Below are 20,684 nucleotides of genomic sequence, written 5' to 3'. Positions count from 1 at the left end.
CTAATTTCATGTAAATCAGCCGTATTCTACATTTAGATGGAAAAACTCCAGCTAATTTTGGTATTTCTGTTAGTATCGCAGAAAATGACCGAAAATAGCTGGAGTTTTTCCAGTTATTTTCCTTTTCGAAGAAAAATCGAAGGAATTAGATGGAGATTTTCCATCTGTATCGCATTTTAAAAAAAAGCAGCTCAAGTCGCGAACGACTCGAACTGCTCTTTCCATTTTATGCGTGGAAATCTTGACCCGAACGAACTTCCTTCACGTAGCCAGCGCGGATGACGAAGTCACCGAAGTGTTCATCATTTTGACGCTCTTTGGCATAATGAGGAATGATCGTTTGCAAGGAATCCAGAATCTCGGATTCACCGATGTTTTCTTTGTACAATTTATTCAAGCGGTTTCCTGCGAATCCGCCACCAAGGTACATGTTGTACTTGCCTGCAGCCTTACCGATGAACGCAAGTTCAGCCAGCATAGGTCGTGCGCAACCATTAGGGCAACCTGTCATCCGAATCGTAATTTCTTGCTCACGAAGACCTACACCTTCAAGAATGGACTCTACTTTCGTAATCAAAGAAGGTAGGTAACGCTCCGATTCCGCCATCGCGAGTCCGCAAGTCGGGAACGCAACACACGCCATCGAGTTTCTACGCAATGCGGAGTAGTGTAGACCATCCGTAATGCCGTGATCTTTGATCAACTCTTCGATTTTCTTCTTTTTCTGAGCACTCACGTTGCCGATGATCAAGTTCTGATTCGACGTAAGTCGGAAATCACCACTATGGATCTTAGCAATTTCACGAAGACCTGTCATCAGACGGTAGTCTCCATCATCCATCACGCGGCCGTTCTGAATGAACATTGTGAAATGCCATTTGCCATTGCTACCCTTCACCCAACCATAACGATCTCCGTTGGATTCGAAATGGAAGGCGCGAGCTGGCTCAAGGTTCCAACCTAGACGCGTTTGTAATTCATTCACGAACCACTCAATACCACGATCGTCGATTGTGTATTTGAAACGAGCATGTTTACGAACGGAACGATCACCGTAATCGCGTTGGATCATGACGGTTTTCTCAGCTAGATCAACAGCCTGCTCCGGCTTAATGAAGCCGATCACTTGACCAACTTGCGGATACGTTTTGACATCACCATGAGACATCCCCATACCGCCACCGACGGATACGTTAAAGCCCACCAAACGACCATCTTCAATAACCGCGATGTAACCAAGATCCTGCGAATATACATCTACATCGTTGGATGGTGGGACTGCGATACCGATCTTGAACTTACGAGGCAAATACACATGTCCGTAAATTGGTTCTTGCTCTTCATCGTCGCGGCTATCGACGATTTTCTCGCCGTCTAACCAAATCTCATGATACGCTCTCGTACGTGGGTCCAAGTGGTTCGAGATGCGATTCGCCCACTCATATACCTCGCCGTGAATTTCGGATTGGTAAGGGTTAGGGTTACACATCACGTTACGATTCACGTCACCACAAGCAGCAAGCGTACTTAGCATGGATGCATTAACTTCTTGAATCGTTTTCTTCATGTTCCATTTGATTACACCATGCAGCTGAAAGGATTGACGCGTTGTAAGACGAATGGTGCCATTCGCATACTTCTGAGCTACACGATCCATCATCAACCATTGGTCAGCCGTTACGATACCGCCAGCCGCACGTACACGCAGCATGAACTGGTAGGCAGGTTCAAGCTTCTGCTTCGCACGTTCGTTACGCAAGTCACGATCGTCTTGCATGTAGCTGCCGTGGAATTTCATCAAACGGTTGTCATCCTCGGGGATGGAACCGGTGATGCGATTTTCAAGCGTTTCTTCTAGACTTCCGCGCAAATAATTACTGCGGATTTTAATTTGTTCAACATCACTATGCGGCGCACTATTCTTCGATAGTAAATTATTTTCTGACATCTTGAGCTTTCTCCTCTCGCGATCGCGGGGATCCCGTTTTAATAAACATCCCGTTGATAACGTTTTTGCTGTTGCATATTAGCCAAATATTGCACGGCCTCTTCGTTATTTAATCCGCCCTCTTGCTCAAGAATCGTGAGCAGCGCAGCATTCACATCATGTGCCATCTTCTTCTCGTCACCGCAAATATAGACAACAGCGCCTTCTTGCAGCCATTGATACAGCTCGCGGCTTTTCTCTAACATACGGTTCTGTACATATACTTTTTGATCCGTATCACGGGAGAAAGCTACGTCTAGTTTCGTTAGAACGCCGTCTTTCAACCAACGCTGCCATTCAACTTGGTACAAGAAGTCTGTAGCGAAGTGTTGATCTCCATAGAATAACCACGTTTTACCATCTGCACCCGTCTCTTCTCTCTCTGCAAGGAAAGAACGGAATGGCGCTACGCCGGTACCAGGTCCAATCATAATAATTGGCGTTTCCGGGTTCTCAGGAAGCTTGAAATTCGGGTTGTTCTGAATGTAAACCGGCAACGCTGCACCTGACTGTGCACGCTCTGCCAAGTGAACGGAACAAACACCGTAACGATTACGTCCATTTGCTTCATAGCGAACCGCACGTACAGTGATGTGCACTTCATCTGGTGAAGCTTTGGATGAACTAGCAATGGAATACAAGCGAGCAGGCAGTTTACGAAGCACGGCTACGAATTGACTAGCAGACACACCTTGTAAGGAGAAGTCTTGCACTAAATCTAATAAATCGCGGCCAGCGATGTACGATTTCAACTCAGCTTCATTGCCAGCAGCAACAAGCGCTTGAAGCTTCTCGTTTGAAGAAAGCTTTGCAACTTGCTCTAACAAAGGCTTCGTCAACGTAGTGATTTCGTAGTAACGAGTAAGCGCTTCTTGCAAAGGTCGTTCTTCCCCATTTTTGTTTACTGCAACTGGCGTACTTGCATTCCAGTCCATGGCTTGAATCAATTCAGTAACTAGACGCGGATGATTCTCTGGGAATACACCCAAGCTGTCACCTGGTTCATATTGCAGATTGGAACCCTCTAAGGAGATTTCCACATGGCGCGTTTCACGATCGGAGCCGCGGCCATTTAAGTTCAAGTTCTCAAGTACTTCCGCTTGGAACGGGTTCGTTCTGGAGTATTCCGACTCCGTGGAAGCCGCACTTCCAGCCGCAGCAGTTGAACCACCAACAACAACACTAGCCGATGAAGCGCTTAGAGCACCCAACACGCCTGTAACCCAAGCCGCAGCCGGCTCATCAAAGTCAACATCACAATCAACACGCTCAGTTAATGATTTGGCACCAAGCTCTTGCAAACGCTTGTCAAAATCTTTACCTGTTTGACAGAAGAACTCATACGACGTATCACCCAAGGAAAGAACGGAATAACGAAGTTCTTCTAATTGAGGTGCTCTTTTGCTATGAAGGAATTCGTAGAATGAGATCGCATTATCCGGTGGATCGCCTTCGCCATGCGTACTAACGATCATGAGAAGGTTTTGAACCTTTTTCAAATTGTTCGGTTTGAAGTCGCTCATAGAGGAAAGCGTAACTTGGAACGACTGCTCTTCTAGCTTCTTCGCTAGCTTTTTAGCTAATCCATGAGAATTACCTGTTTGGGATCCGAATAAGACAGTTACTTCCTTGGAAATGACAGGTTGACTAGCTACAGCCGTTGGTACGGTAGTCGCAGGTGCTGCCACAGAATTTGTCGAACCTTGTTGAGCTGTTAGATAGCCACTCAGCCAAATACGTTGAGTATCCGTTAACGTTGGTAGGACGCGGTTGAGCAATTCAACTTGCTCTTGGTTAAAAGGACTGTTTAAGACTTGAAGTTCCAACAAAATCCACCTCATCAGCATGTATTGATAAGCTTTGCTATTTTTCGCACTATTTTTACTCTCCATTGAAAACTAACATAGTGCGCTCCATAGGTCAATTAGAATCATCTTATGAGACTTATAAGGGTTATTGATATATGGTTAAATGAGCACTTTTCATGCAAAAAATGACCCCAATTTGGGGTCATTTCAACTTTTCAGCCAATAATTTAACCTTTCACAGCGGACCCTACGGTCATCGCCTTCTCAACTTGTTCACTGAAGAGGATATAAACCAAGACGGTTGGCAAGCTGGCAATCGTCATCGCTGCCCCCATTGCACCCCAGTTCGTTGTAAATTGGCCTTGGAAGAACAGTAATCCGAGAGGTAAGGTTTTCAGTGATTCTTTGGTAATTAAAATAAGTGCCATCGTGAATTCATTCCAAGAGGATAAGAAGACGAAAATGACCATCGTCGCCATTGCCGGCTTGATAATAGGCAAAATAATGGTGTAAAACGTCCGATAGATGCTCGCCCCATCCATGCAGGCAGATTCTTCAAGCTCAACCGGAATTGAACGAAAGAAGCCGTAAAACACCATACTGGAGAACGAAATATTAAAGGCAATATAAGGAACAATGAGTGCACCATACGTGTTAGCTAAATGGAAATCACGAACAAGAATAGCCAAAGGGATCATGATAACTTGTACCGGAATGAACATCCCGATGACTACATAGATTCTTGCTACTTCCTTGAAACGCCACTGCATGCGAGCTACTGCATAGGAAAACGTTACAGAGAGCACAATCGTTCCTACAACCGTACAGGCAGCCACGAGCAAGCTGTTGCTGAAGTACTGCGGTACATTAAATTTGGACCACGCGTCCACATAATTTTCGAAGCGAAAATGCGTTGGAATTCCGAAAGGATTCGTTACGAAAATTTCATTGTTATTTTTCAGCGAATAGAAAATCATCCACAATAACGGATACACCGACAACCCCGCATACACCCATAAAAGGATGCCAAGGAGCGGATTTTTTTTGCGAAATCTCATGATACCATTCATTTGTCATCCTCCTTAAAGTTTTCGTAAGAAAACTGGCATCGTAAGCATTAGCTTAGTAGGTAATACGCTCACGTGCAATAAGCTTGTTAATCGCTAACGTTACGATCAAACATTCAATAACAAGGAACGCTGCAGCCGCACTGCCATAGCCAAATTCGCCAACACGGAAAGCAGAACGGTACATCAAGTACGTCAACGTGTAGGTGGAGTTACCTGGCCCGCCGCCTGTCATGATAAACATGTTAGCAAAAGCGTTCAACCCACCTGTAATCGCGAGGACTAGGCAAAATTTGTACGTCTCAGCCAGCATCGGAATCGTAATTTTCATATGTGCTTTGAATTTGGAAGCGCCATCGATACGAGCAGCCTCTAAGTACTGTTCTGGCACGGACTTCACTGCCGCAAGAAGCAGCGCAAACTGGTACCCCATGTACTGCCAAGCATTTACAAAAGCAATTGCAAAGATCGCTGTTTTGCTATTCGTAAGCCAGTCTTGACGGTACGAGATTCCTAATGCTTCGAATACTTTGTTAATCAAACCATACTCACTGTTATACATCGCCAACCAGAGCTGACAGACGACAGTAATGGAAAGTACGACCGGAATGAAGTAGGAAATGCGTAGAAGTTTACTCCCTTTGAAGCCCTCTGCTACGGCAAAAGCAAGCACAGAACCGATCCCAATCTGCACAACGGCTAGGATGCCTGCAAACACGAGTCCATTATAGAGGGACGTGTAGAAAATACTATCTTGAAACAAACGTGTGTAGTTATCCAGAAAAATAAACGTGCCTTCGCTCAAGCCATCCCATTCGAAGGTACTGCGGTAAAAGGTTTGTAAAATCGGATAAAACACGATCACTGTATACAAAAGGAGAGCCGGCAGCGTGAACAGCATAATGGCTGCTTTATTTCCCATGAATTTGCGCATGTCATCACTTCCCTTGTAGAGTAAAAGACTCACTCTGGGGTGGAGCGTTCCAGGGTGAGTCTCCCATGTCATAGCATCACATTTATTTCGCTGTTACTGCTGCTTTATTCAAATCTTTGACGAATTGATCGGACGTGTAGTTACCTGTCATTAGGTTTTGTGTTGCATCTTCAAGCGCTGCCTTGAATTTCGGATTGGACAAGCCCCATGAGAAAGCGGTTGTGCTTGTGATTTTCGGAATATCCTTGGAAAGTTGATCCATCATTGGAGGGAACTGCTTCACAATCGGCTTATCCACCTTGGTAGCTACGATCGGGTTGCTGCGGTTCGTGAACTTGTATTCGGCATATTTCAAGGAAATGAACGATGCCACTTTCGCTGCTAGCTCTTTATCTTTCGTGTTTGCAGATACAGCATATCCACCTGGACCACCGCTGCCGCTGAATGCTGTTTTACCTTTTTCATAGGCGGCTGCATCAGCTGCAGGCAAGTACATGTAGCCGGCATTGTCGCCAAGTGCCTTGGTTGCTGCTTCAATTTCCCATTGACCGTTAATGAACATTGCTGCTTTACCTTCATGGTAAAGTGCCGCTGCCTGGTCATAGTTCAAGTTGGTTGCGCCTTTTGGCAGCATGCCCGCTTTCACAAGCTCGATAATTTTGTCAGCAGCTGATTTGTAAGCCGCGTCGTCTGCTTTCGCCGTACCTTTATCCAATTTGTTAATACCGCCTGGTTCCGCACGTGTAACGAACATGTCATACAGCGCTACGCAAGGCCATTTCTCTTTGGCAAAAATGGAAAGCGGTGTCACACCTTTCGCATTGAATGCTTTAACAGCCGTCATCATTTCATCGTAGGTTGTAGGAACTTTCACGCCGTTTTGTTGGAACAAATCTTTGTTGTAGTACAACAGGGCTACTTCGTTCCCTGCATACGGGAATGCATATGTGTGACCATCATCTGTCACCAATGTGTTCATTGCGCTCGGCTGCATTTTCTCCTTGAAGCCAAACTTCGTTACATACTCATCCAATATCAGAATGTTATTTGATTTTTTGAACGTGTCGATAATGTCTAGACCTGCTTGGAAAATGTCAGGAAGGTTCCCCGTCGCTGCATATGTCTTTAACTTCTGTCCATCATCTTGTGCTTGGATATCCAACTCAAGCTCTACGTTAGGCATTTCCTTTTTCAATTCAGCTACCGCATAGTCATAAGGTGTTTTCGTATCTTCATCTGCATATTGGGCATAAATTCTAAGTTTGACTGGTTTCGCTTCTGCCTTAGCCGGTGCTGGTGTTGCTGCAGCTGTTGCCGCCGGGGCCGCGCTGGTTGTTTCCTTCGGTGTTTCTGTGGAACCGCAAGCTGCTAGGCTAGTCGCCGCGAGTAAGCTTACGAGAGTAACTGCCATCTTTTTCATGTGTAGACCTCCCAATAATTCTTGTGCGTTTCTCCTCTTTACATCCTCAGTATAGAGGCAAAAACCCACAGTGATAATGGAATAACTGAGGGCTTCTGGTAAAATCCGCACATTCGTGTGCAGTCGTTATATGCGATTATTCTCATACTCACTTGGCGAATAGCCGAAGAATTTCTTGAAGCTTTTGCTAAAATAACTAGGGTCATTAACCCCAATCTGCTCCGCAATATCTGCCAAACGAATGTTGCCTTTGCCTAGTAATTCCTTCGCTTTATGCATACGTACATGGGTCACATAATCCGTTACCGTCATGCCGATTTCCTTCTTAAATATCGCCCGCAAGTAGCTTGGGTTAATGAACACCTGCTGGGCAATCTGATCCAATTGGAGCTCCGAATCCATATATTGACCCTCGATATACTCTTTGGCTGATTGGGCAATTTTCGAGGATCTCGTCTTCTTGTGCTTGTTCGTATATTGAATCGCCTTAGCGAAAAGCTCCTTGATCCAAGTCGATGTGCTCTCTATGGAACCCAACCGCTTGATTTCACTATAGGGGTAAAAGGCTTCGCCAAAGCAGTCCTCGATGGGATGCCCCATCTCTGTGATATAAGACAGACAAACGGAAATTAGCCCCATGGAAATCACATAGGTATACTCCAAAGATAATCGTTGCTCACGAATAGACTGGAAAACTTCTTCCAGTTTATCTTCTACCTTCTCCGAATTATGCATGCGCAAGAGTACGAGCAGCTCCTCGTTGATCTCCGTCGGGTAGAGCGCCTGCTTGCCAGAATCAAGCACACTAGAGCCATAGGCGATTACACGGTCGTTTCCTAATACGAACTTGTTCTGAAGGGCTTCCAGCGCCTCCAAATAGGAGGTGCGAATGCCTATGTAGCCAGACTGACTGCGACCGACGCCAATGGTGATCGTGAATTTCAGGTATTTTTTGATCAAAAAAATAAGCTTCTCATATCCCTCTAACGCAGGAACCTCGAGATCGTTCCCCCCTTGGTGCTCGACCAGACAAATAATCCGTCCTTCTGGCCCGTTGAAAATAAGGTGATGTCCAGTCTCCTCCATCGCTTCGTTCAAAATGTTCGTCACGGCATATTTCCACAGTAAGCGTTCGCTCACTTGATTCCATTTGACATCCATATGGTCAATTTCAATACACGCAACAACGAACAAGGAAGAGGCGAAAGACTCCCCGAGTTGCTGGAGCTTCTGCGTCGTTTCCTCAGGAGAATGGTGATAGTCACTGCTAAGCAAATGGTTCAAGTAACTTTCTTTCATCATTTGCTGATTCTCTTTGAGCGTGGATCTTTCTTCCCGTGCTTTTTCGTGTTCTTTCTGCAGCTTAAGCAACGTTAGGATGAGTTCATCCTTGGAAAAGGGCTTGAGGATATAATCCTCCACGCCCAGCTTTAACGCTTTGCGCGCATAGTCAAATTCATTATGTCCTGTGATGAGGACCACACTCGTTGCTGGATAGTGCTCTTTCAATTGCTCCGTAAGGGTCAAACCATCCATGAAAGGCATTGTTATATCGACAAGCGCTATATCAGGCTGATGTAATTGAACTTGCTCGAGGGCTTCAATTCCGTTCTTCGCTTCGGCACAAAGTTCAAAGCCATAAGCCTCCCAATCTAATGCTGAACGCAAATATTCTCGGAAAATCGATTCATCATCGACGATTACTATTTTCTGCATGCGCATCTACTCCTCATCCCACCTAAAAGGCAACCATAGCGTAACTTCCGTGCCTTGTCCTAGTTCACTTGTAATTTGTAAGCCATATTCATCTCCATAGTACAATTGGATACGGTCGTTCACATTCTTGAAGCCATATCCGACAGCCTCCTGAGGAGATTCCGTCTTTTTCACAATGGCCTTGAGCCGCTCCGAATCCATGCCCACGCCATCATCCGCGACGATGATTTTTATTTTGGAATCGACAATTTCGCCTGTTACCTTGAGAAGTCCAAGACTTCCTTTCGTTTTGAGCCCATGATATATGGCATTTTCGATAAGCGGCTGTATAGTCAGTTTCGGAATTTGACCGCTTAACACATCGTTATGAATATCAAATTCATAGGTAAACACATCGGAATAGCGAATTCGCTGGATAGATAAATAATCTTTTACATTGCGAATTTCTTCTTCAATCGTGATGGTTTCGCGGCCTTTACTAAGCGCAGCGCGATAGAAATCGGCCAATGCTTTCGTTGTCCGCTGCACATCGCGGGTTCGTCCCATTTCTGACAGCGTATAGATGACATCCAACGTATTATAGAGGAAGTGCGGCTTAATTTGCGCTTGAATCAGGGCAAGCTCGTATTCCCGCTTCTTCTTTTGCTCCCAATTAATGTTGGTCAAAAGTTCTTGAATCCGCCGAATCATCGCATTAAAGCCAGAAGACAGCATCCCGATTTCATCTTCTGAATTTACTTGGAATTCGATGTCTAAGCTGCCTTCCTTGACCTTCTTCATGTATTTCGTGAGCCCCATAATGGGCTTAGCGATCAATTGGGAGAGCATGCCTGCGCCAAGAAGGGCAAAAAAGAGGCAGACAATACCCAGCAATACGATGAGTAACGTTATTTTGCGCGTATCTGCCGTCAATGAAGCAAGAGGTGCCATCGAAATCAATTTCCAACCAAAGCTAGGGACATCGGAGCTCACGACTAGAGTTTTCTCATATTCGAAAGAAGTCGGTTCGGTAACATGCTTGCTAGAGGTGATCCAGCCCTTCATCTCGGGATTGGCCACTTCTTGGAGCACATCCTCTGGATGCTGCGAAGAGGTAACAACACCTTCATCATCCACGATAAAATAACTGCCATCTTGGATAGAACCGATTTTCTGATAAATCGCGGATAAGGAGCTTTCTTTGATATTGAGTACAAGCAGGCCTAATTTCTGTCCGGTGTATATATTTACGATCCGCTTCCCTAACGTCATCACGGTTTCTTGCGAACCGTTGGTTAAATAATCTCTGCGCTGCATCGGGAACCAAATGTTATTGCCGCTCGACGAATCAATTTGCTTTAACAAGGGACTCGTGGCAATCCACTCGCGATTCCGTTCCATTAATACATGTGAGCCATAGATCCGATTATTCGTATCAATGAATGCAGCTGATTGCACATCGGGGAAAACGAGCAAGGCAAAGCTCAGCTGATTCGTGATCTGCGTGTACATTTGGAGGCTAGTTTCTGGTGCTGCTAAGGATTGTGGGTCTTCTACGATCACTTTATTGAGATTAATCGTTAACATATTCGCACAGCTTTCCACGTTCGTTAACATGCCTGTGATGCGGGTAATGATGAGGGAGGAGTTGTCCGACACGTTTTTGATCGTTTTTTTGACGATAGCGTTCGTGTACACTTGGTTCGAAACGAAACCCAGCACAAATAAGGGCACGAAGATCAGTGGAAAATAAATGAGAATAATTTTATATCGAATGCGTTGATTTCGAAACCAATTCGTGGGTATCAATTTCTGAAGTATGTACATGAATGCCCTCCCTTTAGCGCAAACAAAAAATCCCCTACCATGCAACGTCAGGAGTTTCCTGTCGGTTACATTGTAAAGGATTCACACTTTTTTTTAAACTCTCTATATGGAGTACACATTAGCTGGTGCTTTCCAAACTATTTTCTCGGAATAAACTAATTTGTCTAGCTTGAATTTCTAAAAGTAAAAACAAGAGAAATTCCTTACTCAGCTTCATCCGGCTTGCATTTATATAGGCATCAACAAGTGTGTCATTGGAGATGGCTTTCAAGTTTTCGCGATCATTCATTGTGCAACAACCATTTCGGGTTTTCTTCTAACATCGACATCATTTTTTTCATCGATTGTTGGATTTGTTCATCGGAGGGCAAGCATATATTGCCATAAGATTGTTGTACAACATCCGTTAACACCGAATCAAAAATGCCATTAAACTGCTCTGATTTCACATGAACCCCTCCTGATTTTCATTTATTTGGAAATTCCTACTTCTATCTTAGCTTGAAGTGCGTGAAAAAACAGCGCATTTATTTTTGCATCTCTTACATCTTTTTTTTCTATATTATGTAATTTTGTTTGCATTCAGGGAGACGTGACAAATGGGTTAGTAGCGCGGGTTTGCGCAAGATAGTACGTAAGAACTATGTAGGGATAGTGCGCAAGTCGCGCGTGAGAAAGTGCAGGAGTAATGCATTGGTAAATGCGTGTGAGATAGTCGAAATAATCGACTTACAGCACTCCAATATGCCTTGCAGCGTCGCCATATGATTTCCCGACATGCTCGAGTTCGGGTTCCTCCACTGGCACCATTTAGTCCGAAATTGCCGATTTAATCTCACTGTCCGCATCATAAAATCTTATTTAGTCCTAATACGCCCACCTAAATCGACCAAAACAACCCTCCCAGAAGGAATACGGGTAAATAGTTCGGCATAATCGGACTATCGGGCTTTTTTTCACAAGCAATCTTCGTTTTAATTTGGAAATATCGGACTAAATCAACTTTAGGCGAAAAGCACACGTGTTCAGATGGGGTATAGGGACAGTTCGCTGCGCATCCGCCCACAATCAAAAACGCCGCCACCTCCGTCTGAACGGAGATAGCGGCGTATACCTATCTTGCATTTACTCACGATGATGTTGATGATGCTCAACAATGCTCGATGCTTCCATTAATTCTCGCATGACATCTGAACGCAATTGTTGATTCGTAAATTCACCTTTTACAAATAGATGTCCCTTCTCACTGGAAGTATAACGTGGCGGAAGCTTGTTCAGCGCGATTGCCAATATATCTTCTTGACACGTTCCACAATCACACTTCAATTCATAGTTCTTCCGGAATTCTTCGAACAACTGCTTAACCACGGTTTCCATTGCGTTGATGACAGCCATCTGTAACTCTCCCTCTAAGAACCTTCGTTAAGTCTATTATACTCGATAAACTTAGAATGACAAAGATAAGGAGTTTGTACGCTGTACTTGAAATTGATAGATTCCTGAGCCAAGCTCAATCCTTACATCGCCTTCAACTTCCCGAACACTTTGAATGCCTGGAACTGTATCTATTTTTTGACCATGACATGTCAATTCCGAAAGAGTCGATTTAGTTAAAATGACCTCTCCGCTAGTGTTTGGCGGGAGCTGGAACGTATACCTGATAACACCGTCCTCTTCGATAGTCCATTCACTTCGAACCTCCCCGTAATTCGTGATGAGAGATGCTTTGGCATACGATAGGCCAGAATCTGGCCGAGGTCGGAAGCTCATGCGTTTGTAACCTGGCTGCGAGTCATCAGAATCCAAGCCTGCTACTCTGCGATATAACCAGTCGCCAATGGATCCATAAGCATAATGATTATAGGAATTCATATTATCGCTCCAGAAACTACCATCTGGTTTGATGCCATCCCAGTGCTCCCAAATCGTGGTAGCCCCTTGATGAATCGGGTACAGCCAAGACGGATAGTCCTCTTGCATAACAAGCTTGACGGCCACATCATGATAGCCATTTTCCGAGAGCACATGACATAAATACGGTGTGCCGACAAAGCCCGTCGTCAGATGATATTTTTGCTCTTTGACATACTCGACAAGGGTCGCTGCTAAGCGTTCCCGAACGCTTCCCTTCACAAGACCGAACATTAGCGGAAGCACATGAGCAGTTTGCGTATGTGCTGCTAGTCTTCCGCTTGGTGTCACAAACTCCGCAGTGAAAGCATCCACAATGCGCTCATAGAGCGCTGTGAATTCAGCGACATCCGCTTCGCGTCCCAGAACTTCCGCTGTTTTGACAAAAAGCGAAGTCGAATACGCATAGAAGCAAGTTGCGATTAGATCTTTGGGTGTTGCCCCGACATAACTGCCCTCTTTGGCGTCGAGTCCAAGCCAATCACCGAAGTGGAAGCCGGTTTGCCACAAGTATTCATTCTCACCCTGCTGGCGGATATAAGTAATCCAACCTTTCATACTGTCATACTGCTCTTCTAGCACACGCTGGTCCCCATATACCTGATAGAGCGTCCACGGGCAGATCACCGCCGCATCTCCCCAAGCTGAAGAAGAATGCTCGTTTTCTCTCAGGACTTGCGGAATCACGAATGGCACGCCTCCATCCTCACGCTGATCTGCTTTCAAATCACGCAGCCACTTACTGAAGAAGAGGGCCACATCATAGTTGAAGGCTGCTGTGCGAATAAACACCTGCGCATCCCCTGTCCAGCCCAGCCTCTCATCACGCTGCGGACAATCCGTCGGCACATCAAGGAAATTCCCCCGTTGACCCCACACAATATTTCGCTGCAGTTGATTGAGAAGTTCGTGAGAACATTCAAATGTCCCCTTCGCTACCATGTCGGTGTGAATAACCAGCCCCGTAAAACTGGCAGCATCGAATGCAACGTCCTGTGGCCATCCCATAACTTTGACATAACGGAAGCCTTGGAAAGAGAAATGCGGCGCATACGACTCTTCGCCCTGTCCACTGCACACGTAGGTAACCAATTGCTTCGCCGATCTCAGATTGCCAATATAGAAATTGCCTTGTGCATCAAGCACTTCTGCGTGCAGCAGTTCGATGCGTGTACCCGCGGGCAGCGTAAATCGCATCTCTATTTTCCCTACCATATTTTGACCATAATCAAGCACAGTCTCCCCTAACGGGGTCTCAATGACAGCGATTGGCTTCAGCTGTTCCGTCACGCGAGAGGGTTCATTCTCTTGCATAACCAAAGTTTCCTTACCATAGCCGAGTTCAATACTTGGAGCCCAATCTTGGTCATTATAACTCGGCAGACTCCAACCCGTAAGCTCCAAACCAGCATCGAAGGTTTCACCGTGATAAAGCTCTGACATACGGACGGGTCCAAGTGACGTTCGCCAAGAGGAATCGCTGACCACGATCTCTTCTGTTCCATCCTCATAAACTATATGCATCTGCATGAGCAGCGCCCTTACGCTTCCAAAAACATTCCGCTGATGCGTCCAGGCCAAATTTCCTTTGAACCAACCGTTCGCCAATACCGCGCCAACGGTGTGCTCCGTCCCTGACATCAGACTGTTCGTGACATCGTAACTCTGAACCTGCAAACGATGGTTATAGCTGGTCCAGCCTGGCGTCAACTCCCAATCACCAACCCGCGAACCATTGAGTTCTAGTTCATACACCCCATGACTTGTCGCATAAATCGTCGCCTTGCGAATCTCTCCACTTACACGGAAGGTTTTCCGAAGGTAGTAGGCTTCTTCTGCATCGGCGTCAATATGTGTAGGATCTGGCGTAATCCATTCCGCTTGCCAATCCGTTGCTTGAAGCTGTCCCATCTCCCAGAAAGCGATTTCACTCCATGGCGAAGCCAAACCGGATTGATTCCATATCTTCACGCGATAGAAATATCGAGTCCGCGGCTGCAGCTCAAGTCCTGCATAGGCAACAAGCACAGATTGCTCTGAAGCGATACGATCCGTATCCCATACCAAGCTCGCTGGTTCGAAATCATCTGGATGCGTACTTACCTGAATCTGATAGGCTGATTGCACAGTAGCGTTAGTGTCAGCTTCGAGCTGCCAAGTAAAGCGTGGCCCAGCAGTATCCAATCCGATTGGATTAACTTGATATTCACAAAACAAAGCTGAAATACGAATGGAACTCATGTGTTTTTCCTCCTAGATACACGGGCAGCGTGTTAGATGTACTTCCTTATTTATTGCACCTTTACGACTTATTGTAGAGCATCCCTCATCTTGTTTATAAGGTGTATCCAGACATTTATATAGGTGAAACACGACAATATCTATTTTGTATTGCGATACCCTTAATTTCCATGTATAAATCGAATAGTATAAAGTTATATGAACTCATGAATAGGAAGGCGCTTATTATGCTACAAAAAACACACAGTGTCGCTGGAATGATTGCAGCCGAAATTGTACTCATTCAAGGCGACATCAGTTTCTTCACATGGGATGCTGCAGGTTCTTTATTACTCGGTTGTTTGGCGGGCACCTTAGCCGATGTAGATAAACCAGGTTCCACCATGGCCAAGGTTCTCTTCCCTTTATCTGCCTTGCTTCATGTTTTGAAAATCAAACATCGAACATTGACGCATTCTCTACTTTTCATGGCGCTGCTCGCGATGATATGCTTACCTCTGCCGCCATTATATTTCTGGGTATTCATCCTTTCGTATGCTTCACATCCCTTAATCGACCTACTTAATGATCGTGGTGTCCAGCTTTTCTGGCCAATAACGTTCAGAATCCGACTGCTCCCCAAATGGATTGCAATCGACACCGGCTCCGCGAGTGAAACGGTATTCCGTTGGGTTTTACTCGTTGTCTGTCTAGTACTTCCATTTTGGAACTATGTATTGCCTTATCTGCCTTATTCATTTACAAAATGAGACCAAAAAAAATCGCTGATTTGGCTGACCAAATCGCGATTTTTCTCATTTCTGCTATTGCATGGGAATCGATAGTTGAAAACAAATAAAGCCTTCTTCCACTTTAACTTCAATCGTTCCCCGATAATACTCAACACGTTCCTTAACCACTGGCAAGCCGAGCCCTTGATGTCCACCTTCTAACTTGGTGCTATAGCCGATCGCGAACAAATCCGTGTCGTCTTCCAGATGAAACGATGGATTCACCCGATTCTTCACAGAAATCTTCACATCGTTCAATTCCTTCCACCCTTTCACAGACACCTCTCGCTCTTCTGCTGGGAATTTATTCGCTTCATCAAAGGCATTATCAATGAGATTCCCGATAATTTTCACGAGATCGACCGATTTCACACCAAGAGATAACCCATCCAGACCTGTAAATTCATAGCTAAAAGAGACTTTGGTTCGCATCGCTAGCGTTATTTTCGATTGAATCAATGCAGCGATAGCTGGCTGCCCAATTCGAATAATATCATTGACTTCATTAATTTCCTCAATCAATTCCTCCATGTAACGCAGTTGATCCTCTTTTTTTCCATTGGCCAATAAGGCGTATAGGGTTTGTACATGATTCAGGAAATCATGTCGTTGACTGCGAATCGTCGCAAACATGAGGTCTACATTTTGAATATACATTTCTTGTGTGGACTGAACGGCTGTTTCACGCGACTTCGTATTGAATCGGAATACGAGGAATACAAGAATACAACTGAACAAGGTAAACAAAACAATGATCAGAGCAACACGAATAAGTTGGTCATTCAACGTCTTCTGTATGGACTGGTAGTCCGAAACAATGGTGATCACATAAGGTATTTCTCGCTGAACATCTGTTATTCTCTCTTTAATTGGCACATACACAAATGTCTTCAGAATCGGTTTTCCCTCATAGCTTTCAACCACACTTACTGGCTTTTCGTCCTGGATAGCACGTTTGAAATTCGTGAAATCATTCACATGAATGATATTCTGTGTACCAAATAGCAGAGGACGGTCATACATGGAAACATACATAATGCCATTCGGTCTCGTATATTCCTTCGGCTTCGTACCGAATGTGATCCCGTTTAATCCGGAAATTTCTATAATATCCGGATTGGATGTCAGTGTTTTTTTGACAATCGTATCCGCACCAATAATATCCTTGAACTTCTTAATCTTATCAGCATTCACAAACACACAAATGATATAATTCGTTTCCCCATCGTAATAATAGCCAAATTTACTAACATCGCTCGTGCCTGAAGCAGGTACTTCATAAATCCCCGCCCAGAAATTAGGGAGCTTTTGTCCCTCTGGAATCGTTACATTGTGGTTTTTCAGCAGCTGGTCAAAAGCGGTAAACCAATATCCAAATGAACTTGTGCTTGTAAGTGTTAGTTCTTTGGGGTCGGACGATTTACCAACCATGATATCATCGCCAATGCCAGTTCGCTTCATGAGTGAAAACCCGTCCACATCAGCCTTTTCAGCAAGGGGAACAAGTTCTTCGTTCGTTACCTTGTCGATATCGGGATTCAGCTTCGTTTTGGCAAAGATAGCGGCAGTTCGCAATTGTTCCCCGATCATATCTTCCACGAAGAAGGCTCCCGCTTCCGACTGCTCAATCGACGTTCGAATTTGATTCGCTGTCGTTGCCATTTGTTCTGACATTTCCTGCTTTAATATGGATTTCGCATACCAATAATAGGAGCTATTGTTCGTAATTAATAACAAAATAACAATAATAAAAGTGATATAAATAACTCTTCTGTTTATTCTCATGAAGTTGTCACACTTTCTCAATTTGTATGCTATACATTACAATTCTGCGCAAAAAAATTGTGATGCAATTTCGACAATTAGCGCAGAAATCACTGCCACATTATGTTAGTATAGTAGCTGAAGAATTCGTTGTCTATCAATTAATAGGTATTCACACCTTATTTGGGTATATTATAAAATTGCGGGAGGAATAAATCGTCCTAATTGAGATCATCACAAATAATTCCTTATGCCGATTGCTTTACTTGTCTCATAGACTTTAGTAGTATAGCTAATATCGAATGAAACGAGGTGCTTTACTTTTGTCCAATGATGAAATCATTTTGACCCCTGAGGGTTTACGCAGTTTAGAGCTTGAACTTGAAGATCTGAAAACAGTGAAGCGTAAGGAATTAGCAGAACGTATCAAATTGGCTATCTCCTACGGTGACCTCAAGGAAAATAGCGAATATCATTCTGCCAAGAACGACCAGTCATTCATGGAAACACGTGTCCTTACGATTGAACGGATGCTCAAAAAAGCAAAAGTCGTGAAGAATACTGGCACTTCCAAAGTACAAGTCGGTTCTACTGTTGTATTGAATGACGTGGAATTCGCCGAAAAAATCGAGTACAAGATTGTTGGTTCGCAAGAAGCCAATGTCAACGAAAATAAAATTTCGTATGAAAGTCCGCTTGGCATCTCCCTCATGAATAAGTCGGTAGGCGATGTCATTAGTGTGAATGCACCCATGGGCATTATAAGCTACGAGCTTCTAGAGATTCGCATATAGCTCCTAATAAGAAAAGCAGTTCGTAACTAGAAATTCTAGTTATGAACTGCTTCTTTTTATTTACACGTTTGAAGGAAGGCAAGCGCCTTTTCCATCTTCTGTAAGTAGGCGTCATCTAAGCTGGAACACATCCATTTCACATGCCCATTCCCCGCACCCTGCAGTTGGTCGCTGTCCTGCAACACTTGCATTAAGTGATTCACAGTCCCTCTACTTCCATCTACAATTTGAATGTGGTTCGGTAAGATTTGACTCAAAACCTCACGATAAAAAGGATAATGTGTACACCCGAGTACAACCGTTCCAAACGTACTTAGATCAAATGGAGCTAATTTGGTCTTAAAATAATCTACGATCTGCGGACCATCCATCATGAGATTTTCACAAAATTGGACCAACTCCGGTAGCGGTACGGAATCTACCATTCCCATATCATCGATGCGGGATACGAGCTCTCTGTATTTCGCCTCTTGAAGAGTAAGCTTTGTGGCGAATACGAGCACTCTTTTGCCTGATGAACGATTCATCTCTACGGCTGGCTTCACAGCTGGCTCCATCCCAATGATAGGGATCTGATGGATTCTCCGCAACTCTGCAATTGCGATACTTGTTGCTGTATTACAGGCGATGACAAGCGCCTTAATTTCTTCTTGAATAATGGTATCAACGGATTGCTTGACGAAGGTTAGAACCTCATCTTTCGATTTCATACCATAGGGAACATGCGCGGTATCAGCAAAATAAACAAAATCTTCCTGAGGCATTCGCTTCATGGCTTCGTTCAGAACTGTGATTCCACCTAAACCTGAATCAAAAAAAGCAATTTTCATCCTATTCACCCTATTTATTAGCGTTCTGTCTTACAATGTCTTAAAGTAGTCCTGCTGTGACAAGACCGTTCCGTACGCCTTCTTCATCCACATGTGTAGTCACATGATCAGCGTATGGCAATAAATCCTTGTGCGAATTGCCCATTGCGATGCCGAATCCGACATAGGAAAGCATCTCCATATCATTCAAACCGTCACCGAATGCTACCGCATCTTCCGGTTTCAAGCCGACCAACTCTAGCATCGCCGCTATGCCTTGGGCCTTGGAACCACCAGCAGGCAACACATCCATCGCATGTTCGTGCCAACGAATGAGCTTAAACTCTGAAAGCAGGCCCTCGTACAAATGCTCATCCTTGGCTTCACAGTGCAGGAAAATTTGATAAATATCGTTCGATTTCCAGAAATGCGGATCATAACTTGGTAAATCAACTTTTAACGAGGATACAGAGCTATGTACAAATGGATGATCCTGCGCATCCGTTGCAAATGCATGCTGTCCCTCGAATACGAGCGAATGCTGATGCGTAGCAGCCAGCTCAACTAGAGCTTCGATCGCGCTCTTAGCGATTACGCGGTGGTAGAGAGGCTCACCTTTGTAGACGGCATATCCGCCATTCAAGCATACATAAGAATCAATGCCAAGCAACTCTGCTAGTGGCTTAATGAAATATGGTGCTCGTCCAGTTGCAATAACAGGTTCGATCCCGCTCTTTTTCAGATCGTGAATCGCCTTAACGGTGCTTTCTGGCACCTGCTTGTCCTCATTAATTAACGTGCCATCAATATCAAAAAATACAATTTTGTACACAGTAGGTTCTCCTTTGCATTCGAAGCAGTTGTTGCCGCCCCATGTCTCTTTCTCTCAATTAAACACCAAATGCCCAGAAAAAACAAACACAATAAACGGCTTCTCCGTCCATTTAGGACGGGAGCGTTTATCTAGAAATACAGCCAATTTGCTATGAGAAACATGAAAATACTAGATTTGAAAAAGAGAATCCCTTGGGCTTCTCTCCTACTTTGCCTAAACGATCGTATCAATGATGCCATAGGTTAACGCCTCTTCTGGACTCATGTACCAATTCCGTTGATGCTCCTTCACACGAGCCAACTCCTCAGCTTGCAGATTCGTTTTGGACAAAATACATTCATCATAGATGTTCTGCAGCCTCTGCGTTTCATCCACACGATTCTTCAAATGCTCCAAATGACCATCAATATGTGTGGAAACGGAGTGGTACATGAAGGTACTCAGTCGTCCTGCGTGCCTTTTGTGCCCGCTAACTGCGATCAGCAAACTCATGCTTGCCGCTAGTCCGTACACATACGTGTGAACGGGTGTTTTACTGTTCTCGATCACATTAATAAGACCAAAGCCATCGTATACACTGCCGCCGTTACTATTAATGATCAGGTCGATCGGCAGGCGTTTATAATCCTTTTCCTTCTTATCTTTGTCGTCATCCCATTGATTAATTTTGATAATTTGTTCAACAATTAGTTTTACTGAGGTCTTATTGATGCCATCGAATAGATAAAGGGTTCTGTCACTCATAACATGCCTCCTGTCCGTATGGCCTTGTATTACAGTAGTCTATTCTCGGTTTGGAAACTTTGTAACTCTTTCCGTGCT

17 protein-coding genes are annotated in these 20,684 nt (G+C 44.5%); 2 read left to right on the top strand and 15 right to left on the bottom strand.

The annotated features are described in order from the left end of the window. Nucleotides 1-226 precede the first annotated feature (226 nt). The 11 genes from cysI to GC096_RS28625 form a co-directional block, all read right to left on the bottom strand. Entirely contained in the window at nucleotides 227-1,948 is a 1,722-nt protein-coding gene (gene cysI, locus GC096_RS28675) for an assimilatory sulfite reductase (NADPH) hemoprotein subunit (RefSeq protein ID WP_171635088.1), read from the bottom strand. Nucleotides 1,949-1,986: 38 nt separating this feature from the next. Beyond that, complete coding sequence (locus tag GC096_RS28670; RefSeq protein ID WP_171635080.1) at nucleotides 1,987-3,813, bottom strand: assimilatory sulfite reductase (NADPH) flavoprotein subunit; 1,827 nt, start codon at nucleotides 3,811-3,813, stop codon at nucleotides 1,987-1,989. A 209-nt stretch (nucleotides 3,814-4,022) separates the two neighbouring features. Next, nucleotides 4,023-4,865 (bottom strand): carbohydrate ABC transporter permease, encoded by an 843-nt coding sequence (locus tag GC096_RS28665; protein ID WP_171635079.1) that lies wholly within the window; start codon nucleotides 4,863-4,865, stop codon nucleotides 4,023-4,025. A 52-nt stretch (nucleotides 4,866-4,917) separates the two neighbouring features. Then, a complete protein-coding gene (locus GC096_RS28660; RefSeq protein WP_171635077.1) occupies nucleotides 4,918-5,796 on the bottom strand; it encodes a carbohydrate ABC transporter permease in 879 nt (292 codons plus the stop codon). Between the two features lie 82 nt (nucleotides 5,797-5,878). Beyond that, a complete protein-coding gene (locus tag GC096_RS28655) occupies nucleotides 5,879-7,216 on the bottom strand; it encodes an ABC transporter substrate-binding protein (RefSeq protein WP_171635075.1) in 1,338 nt (445 codons plus the stop codon). A gap of 126 nt (nucleotides 7,217-7,342) precedes the next feature. Next, complete coding sequence (locus GC096_RS28650; RefSeq protein WP_171635073.1) at nucleotides 7,343-8,932, bottom strand: response regulator; 1,590 nt, start codon at nucleotides 8,930-8,932, stop codon at nucleotides 7,343-7,345. Between the two features lie 6 nt (nucleotides 8,933-8,938). Further along, nucleotides 8,939-10,738 (bottom strand): cache domain-containing sensor histidine kinase, encoded by a 1,800-nt coding sequence (locus tag GC096_RS28645; RefSeq protein ID WP_171635072.1) that lies wholly within the window; start codon nucleotides 10,736-10,738, stop codon nucleotides 8,939-8,941. A 118-nt stretch (nucleotides 10,739-10,856) separates the two neighbouring features. Continuing rightward, nucleotides 10,857-11,027 carry a sporulation histidine kinase inhibitor Sda gene (sda, locus tag GC096_RS28640; RefSeq protein ID WP_171635070.1) on the bottom strand — a complete coding sequence of 57 codons (171 nt, stop codon included), beginning with the start codon at nucleotides 11,025-11,027 and terminating at the stop codon, nucleotides 10,857-10,859. Further along, nucleotides 11,020-11,187, bottom strand: a complete 168-nt coding sequence (locus GC096_RS28635; protein ID WP_157256816.1) for a hypothetical protein — start codon at nucleotides 11,185-11,187, stop codon at nucleotides 11,020-11,022. The genes sda and GC096_RS28635 overlap by 8 nt, the downstream gene beginning before the upstream one ends. 676 nt (nucleotides 11,188-11,863) lie before the next feature. Next, the gene (locus tag GC096_RS28630; RefSeq protein WP_171635068.1) at nucleotides 11,864-12,133 is read right to left on the bottom strand and encodes a late competence development ComFB family protein; all 270 of its coding nucleotides are present in this window, start codon (nucleotides 12,131-12,133) and stop codon (nucleotides 11,864-11,866) included. 51 nt (nucleotides 12,134-12,184) lie between these two features. After that, on the bottom strand, nucleotides 12,185-14,890 hold the full coding sequence (locus tag GC096_RS28625; protein WP_171635066.1) for an alpha-L-rhamnosidase: 2,706 nt from the start codon (nucleotides 14,888-14,890) through the stop codon (nucleotides 12,185-12,187). Between the two features lie 227 nt (nucleotides 14,891-15,117). Between GC096_RS28625 and GC096_RS28620 the strand changes: the two genes are divergently transcribed. Beyond that, on the top strand, nucleotides 15,118-15,639 hold the full coding sequence (locus GC096_RS28620; RefSeq protein WP_171635064.1) for a metal-dependent hydrolase: 522 nt from the start codon (nucleotides 15,118-15,120) through the stop codon (nucleotides 15,637-15,639). Nucleotides 15,640-15,693: 54 nt separating this feature from the next. On the opposite strand, the gene GC096_RS28615 is transcribed toward GC096_RS28620, so the two are convergent. Continuing rightward, a complete protein-coding gene (locus GC096_RS28615; RefSeq protein WP_171635063.1) occupies nucleotides 15,694-17,445 on the bottom strand; it encodes a sensor histidine kinase in 1,752 nt (583 codons plus the stop codon). Between the two features lie 302 nt (nucleotides 17,446-17,747). On the opposite strand from GC096_RS28615, the gene greA reads away from it, so the two are divergent. Next, nucleotides 17,748-18,218, top strand: coding sequence for a transcription elongation factor GreA (gene greA, locus GC096_RS28610; RefSeq protein WP_171635061.1), 471 nt, complete (start codon nucleotides 17,748-17,750; stop codon nucleotides 18,216-18,218). 56 nt (nucleotides 18,219-18,274) lie between these two features. On the opposite strand, the gene murI is transcribed toward greA, so the two are convergent. From murI to GC096_RS28595, 3 genes are all read right to left on the bottom strand, one after another. Beyond that, a complete protein-coding gene (gene murI, locus GC096_RS28605; protein ID WP_171635059.1) occupies nucleotides 18,275-19,048 on the bottom strand; it encodes a glutamate racemase in 774 nt (257 codons plus the stop codon). A 40-nt stretch (nucleotides 19,049-19,088) separates the two neighbouring features. Beyond that, nucleotides 19,089-19,859 carry a Cof-type HAD-IIB family hydrolase gene (locus GC096_RS28600; RefSeq protein WP_171635058.1) on the bottom strand — a complete coding sequence of 257 codons (771 nt, stop codon included), beginning with the start codon at nucleotides 19,857-19,859 and terminating at the stop codon, nucleotides 19,089-19,091. 216 nt (nucleotides 19,860-20,075) lie between these two features. Beyond that, a complete protein-coding gene (locus tag GC096_RS28595) occupies nucleotides 20,076-20,606 on the bottom strand; it encodes an ATP-dependent Clp protease proteolytic subunit (RefSeq protein ID WP_171635056.1) in 531 nt (176 codons plus the stop codon). Between the last annotated feature and the right edge of the window lie 78 nt (nucleotides 20,607-20,684).

Source organism: Paenibacillus plantarum (assembly GCF_013141695.1).
Taxonomy (GTDB): Bacteria; Bacillota; Bacilli; order Paenibacillales; family NBRC-103111; genus Paenibacillus_E; species Paenibacillus_E plantarum.
Note: the sequence above shows the minus strand (reverse complement) of the source record. Positions and strands in the feature narration are given on the sequence as shown.

What these genes read in the sequence shown, in the direction of transcription:
- cysI (WP_171635088.1), bottom strand. Translation starts at nt 1,948, where the DNA reads ATGTCAGAAAATAATTTACTATCGAAGAATAGTGCGCCGCATAGTGAT.
- GC096_RS28665 (WP_171635079.1), bottom strand. Translation starts at nt 4,865, where the DNA reads ATGAATGGTATCATGAGATTTCGCAAAAAAAATCCGCTCCTTGGCATC.
- GC096_RS28660 (WP_171635077.1), bottom strand. Translation starts at nt 5,796, where the DNA reads ATGCGCAAATTCATGGGAAATAAAGCAGCCATTATGCTGTTCACGCTG.
- GC096_RS28655 (WP_171635075.1), bottom strand. Translation starts at nt 7,216, where the DNA reads ATGAAAAAGATGGCAGTTACTCTCGTAAGCTTACTCGCGGCGACTAGC.
- GC096_RS28650 (WP_171635073.1), bottom strand. Translation starts at nt 8,932, where the DNA reads ATGCAGAAAATAGTAATCGTCGATGATGAATCGATTTTCCGAGAATAT.
- GC096_RS28645 (WP_171635072.1), bottom strand. Translation starts at nt 10,738, where the DNA reads ATGTACATACTTCAGAAATTGATACCCACGAATTGGTTTCGAAATCAA.
- sda (WP_171635070.1), bottom strand. Translation starts at nt 11,027, where the DNA reads ATGAATGATCGCGAAAACTTGAAAGCCATCTCCAATGACACACTTGTT.
- GC096_RS28630 (WP_171635068.1), bottom strand. Translation starts at nt 12,133, where the DNA reads ATGGCTGTCATCAACGCAATGGAAACCGTGGTTAAGCAGTTGTTCGAA.
- GC096_RS28625 (WP_171635066.1), bottom strand. Translation starts at nt 14,890, where the DNA reads ATGAGTTCCATTCGTATTTCAGCTTTGTTTTGTGAATATCAAGTTAAT.
- GC096_RS28620 (WP_171635064.1), top strand. Translation starts at nt 15,118, where the DNA reads ATGCTACAAAAAACACACAGTGTCGCTGGAATGATTGCAGCCGAAATT.
- GC096_RS28615 (WP_171635063.1), bottom strand. Translation starts at nt 17,445, where the DNA reads ATGAGAATAAACAGAAGAGTTATTTATATCACTTTTATTATTGTTATT.
- murI (WP_171635059.1), bottom strand. Translation starts at nt 19,048, where the DNA reads ATGAAAATTGCTTTTTTTGATTCAGGTTTAGGTGGAATCACAGTTCTG.
- GC096_RS28595 (WP_171635056.1), bottom strand. Translation starts at nt 20,606, where the DNA reads ATGAGTGACAGAACCCTTTATCTATTCGATGGCATCAATAAGACCTCA.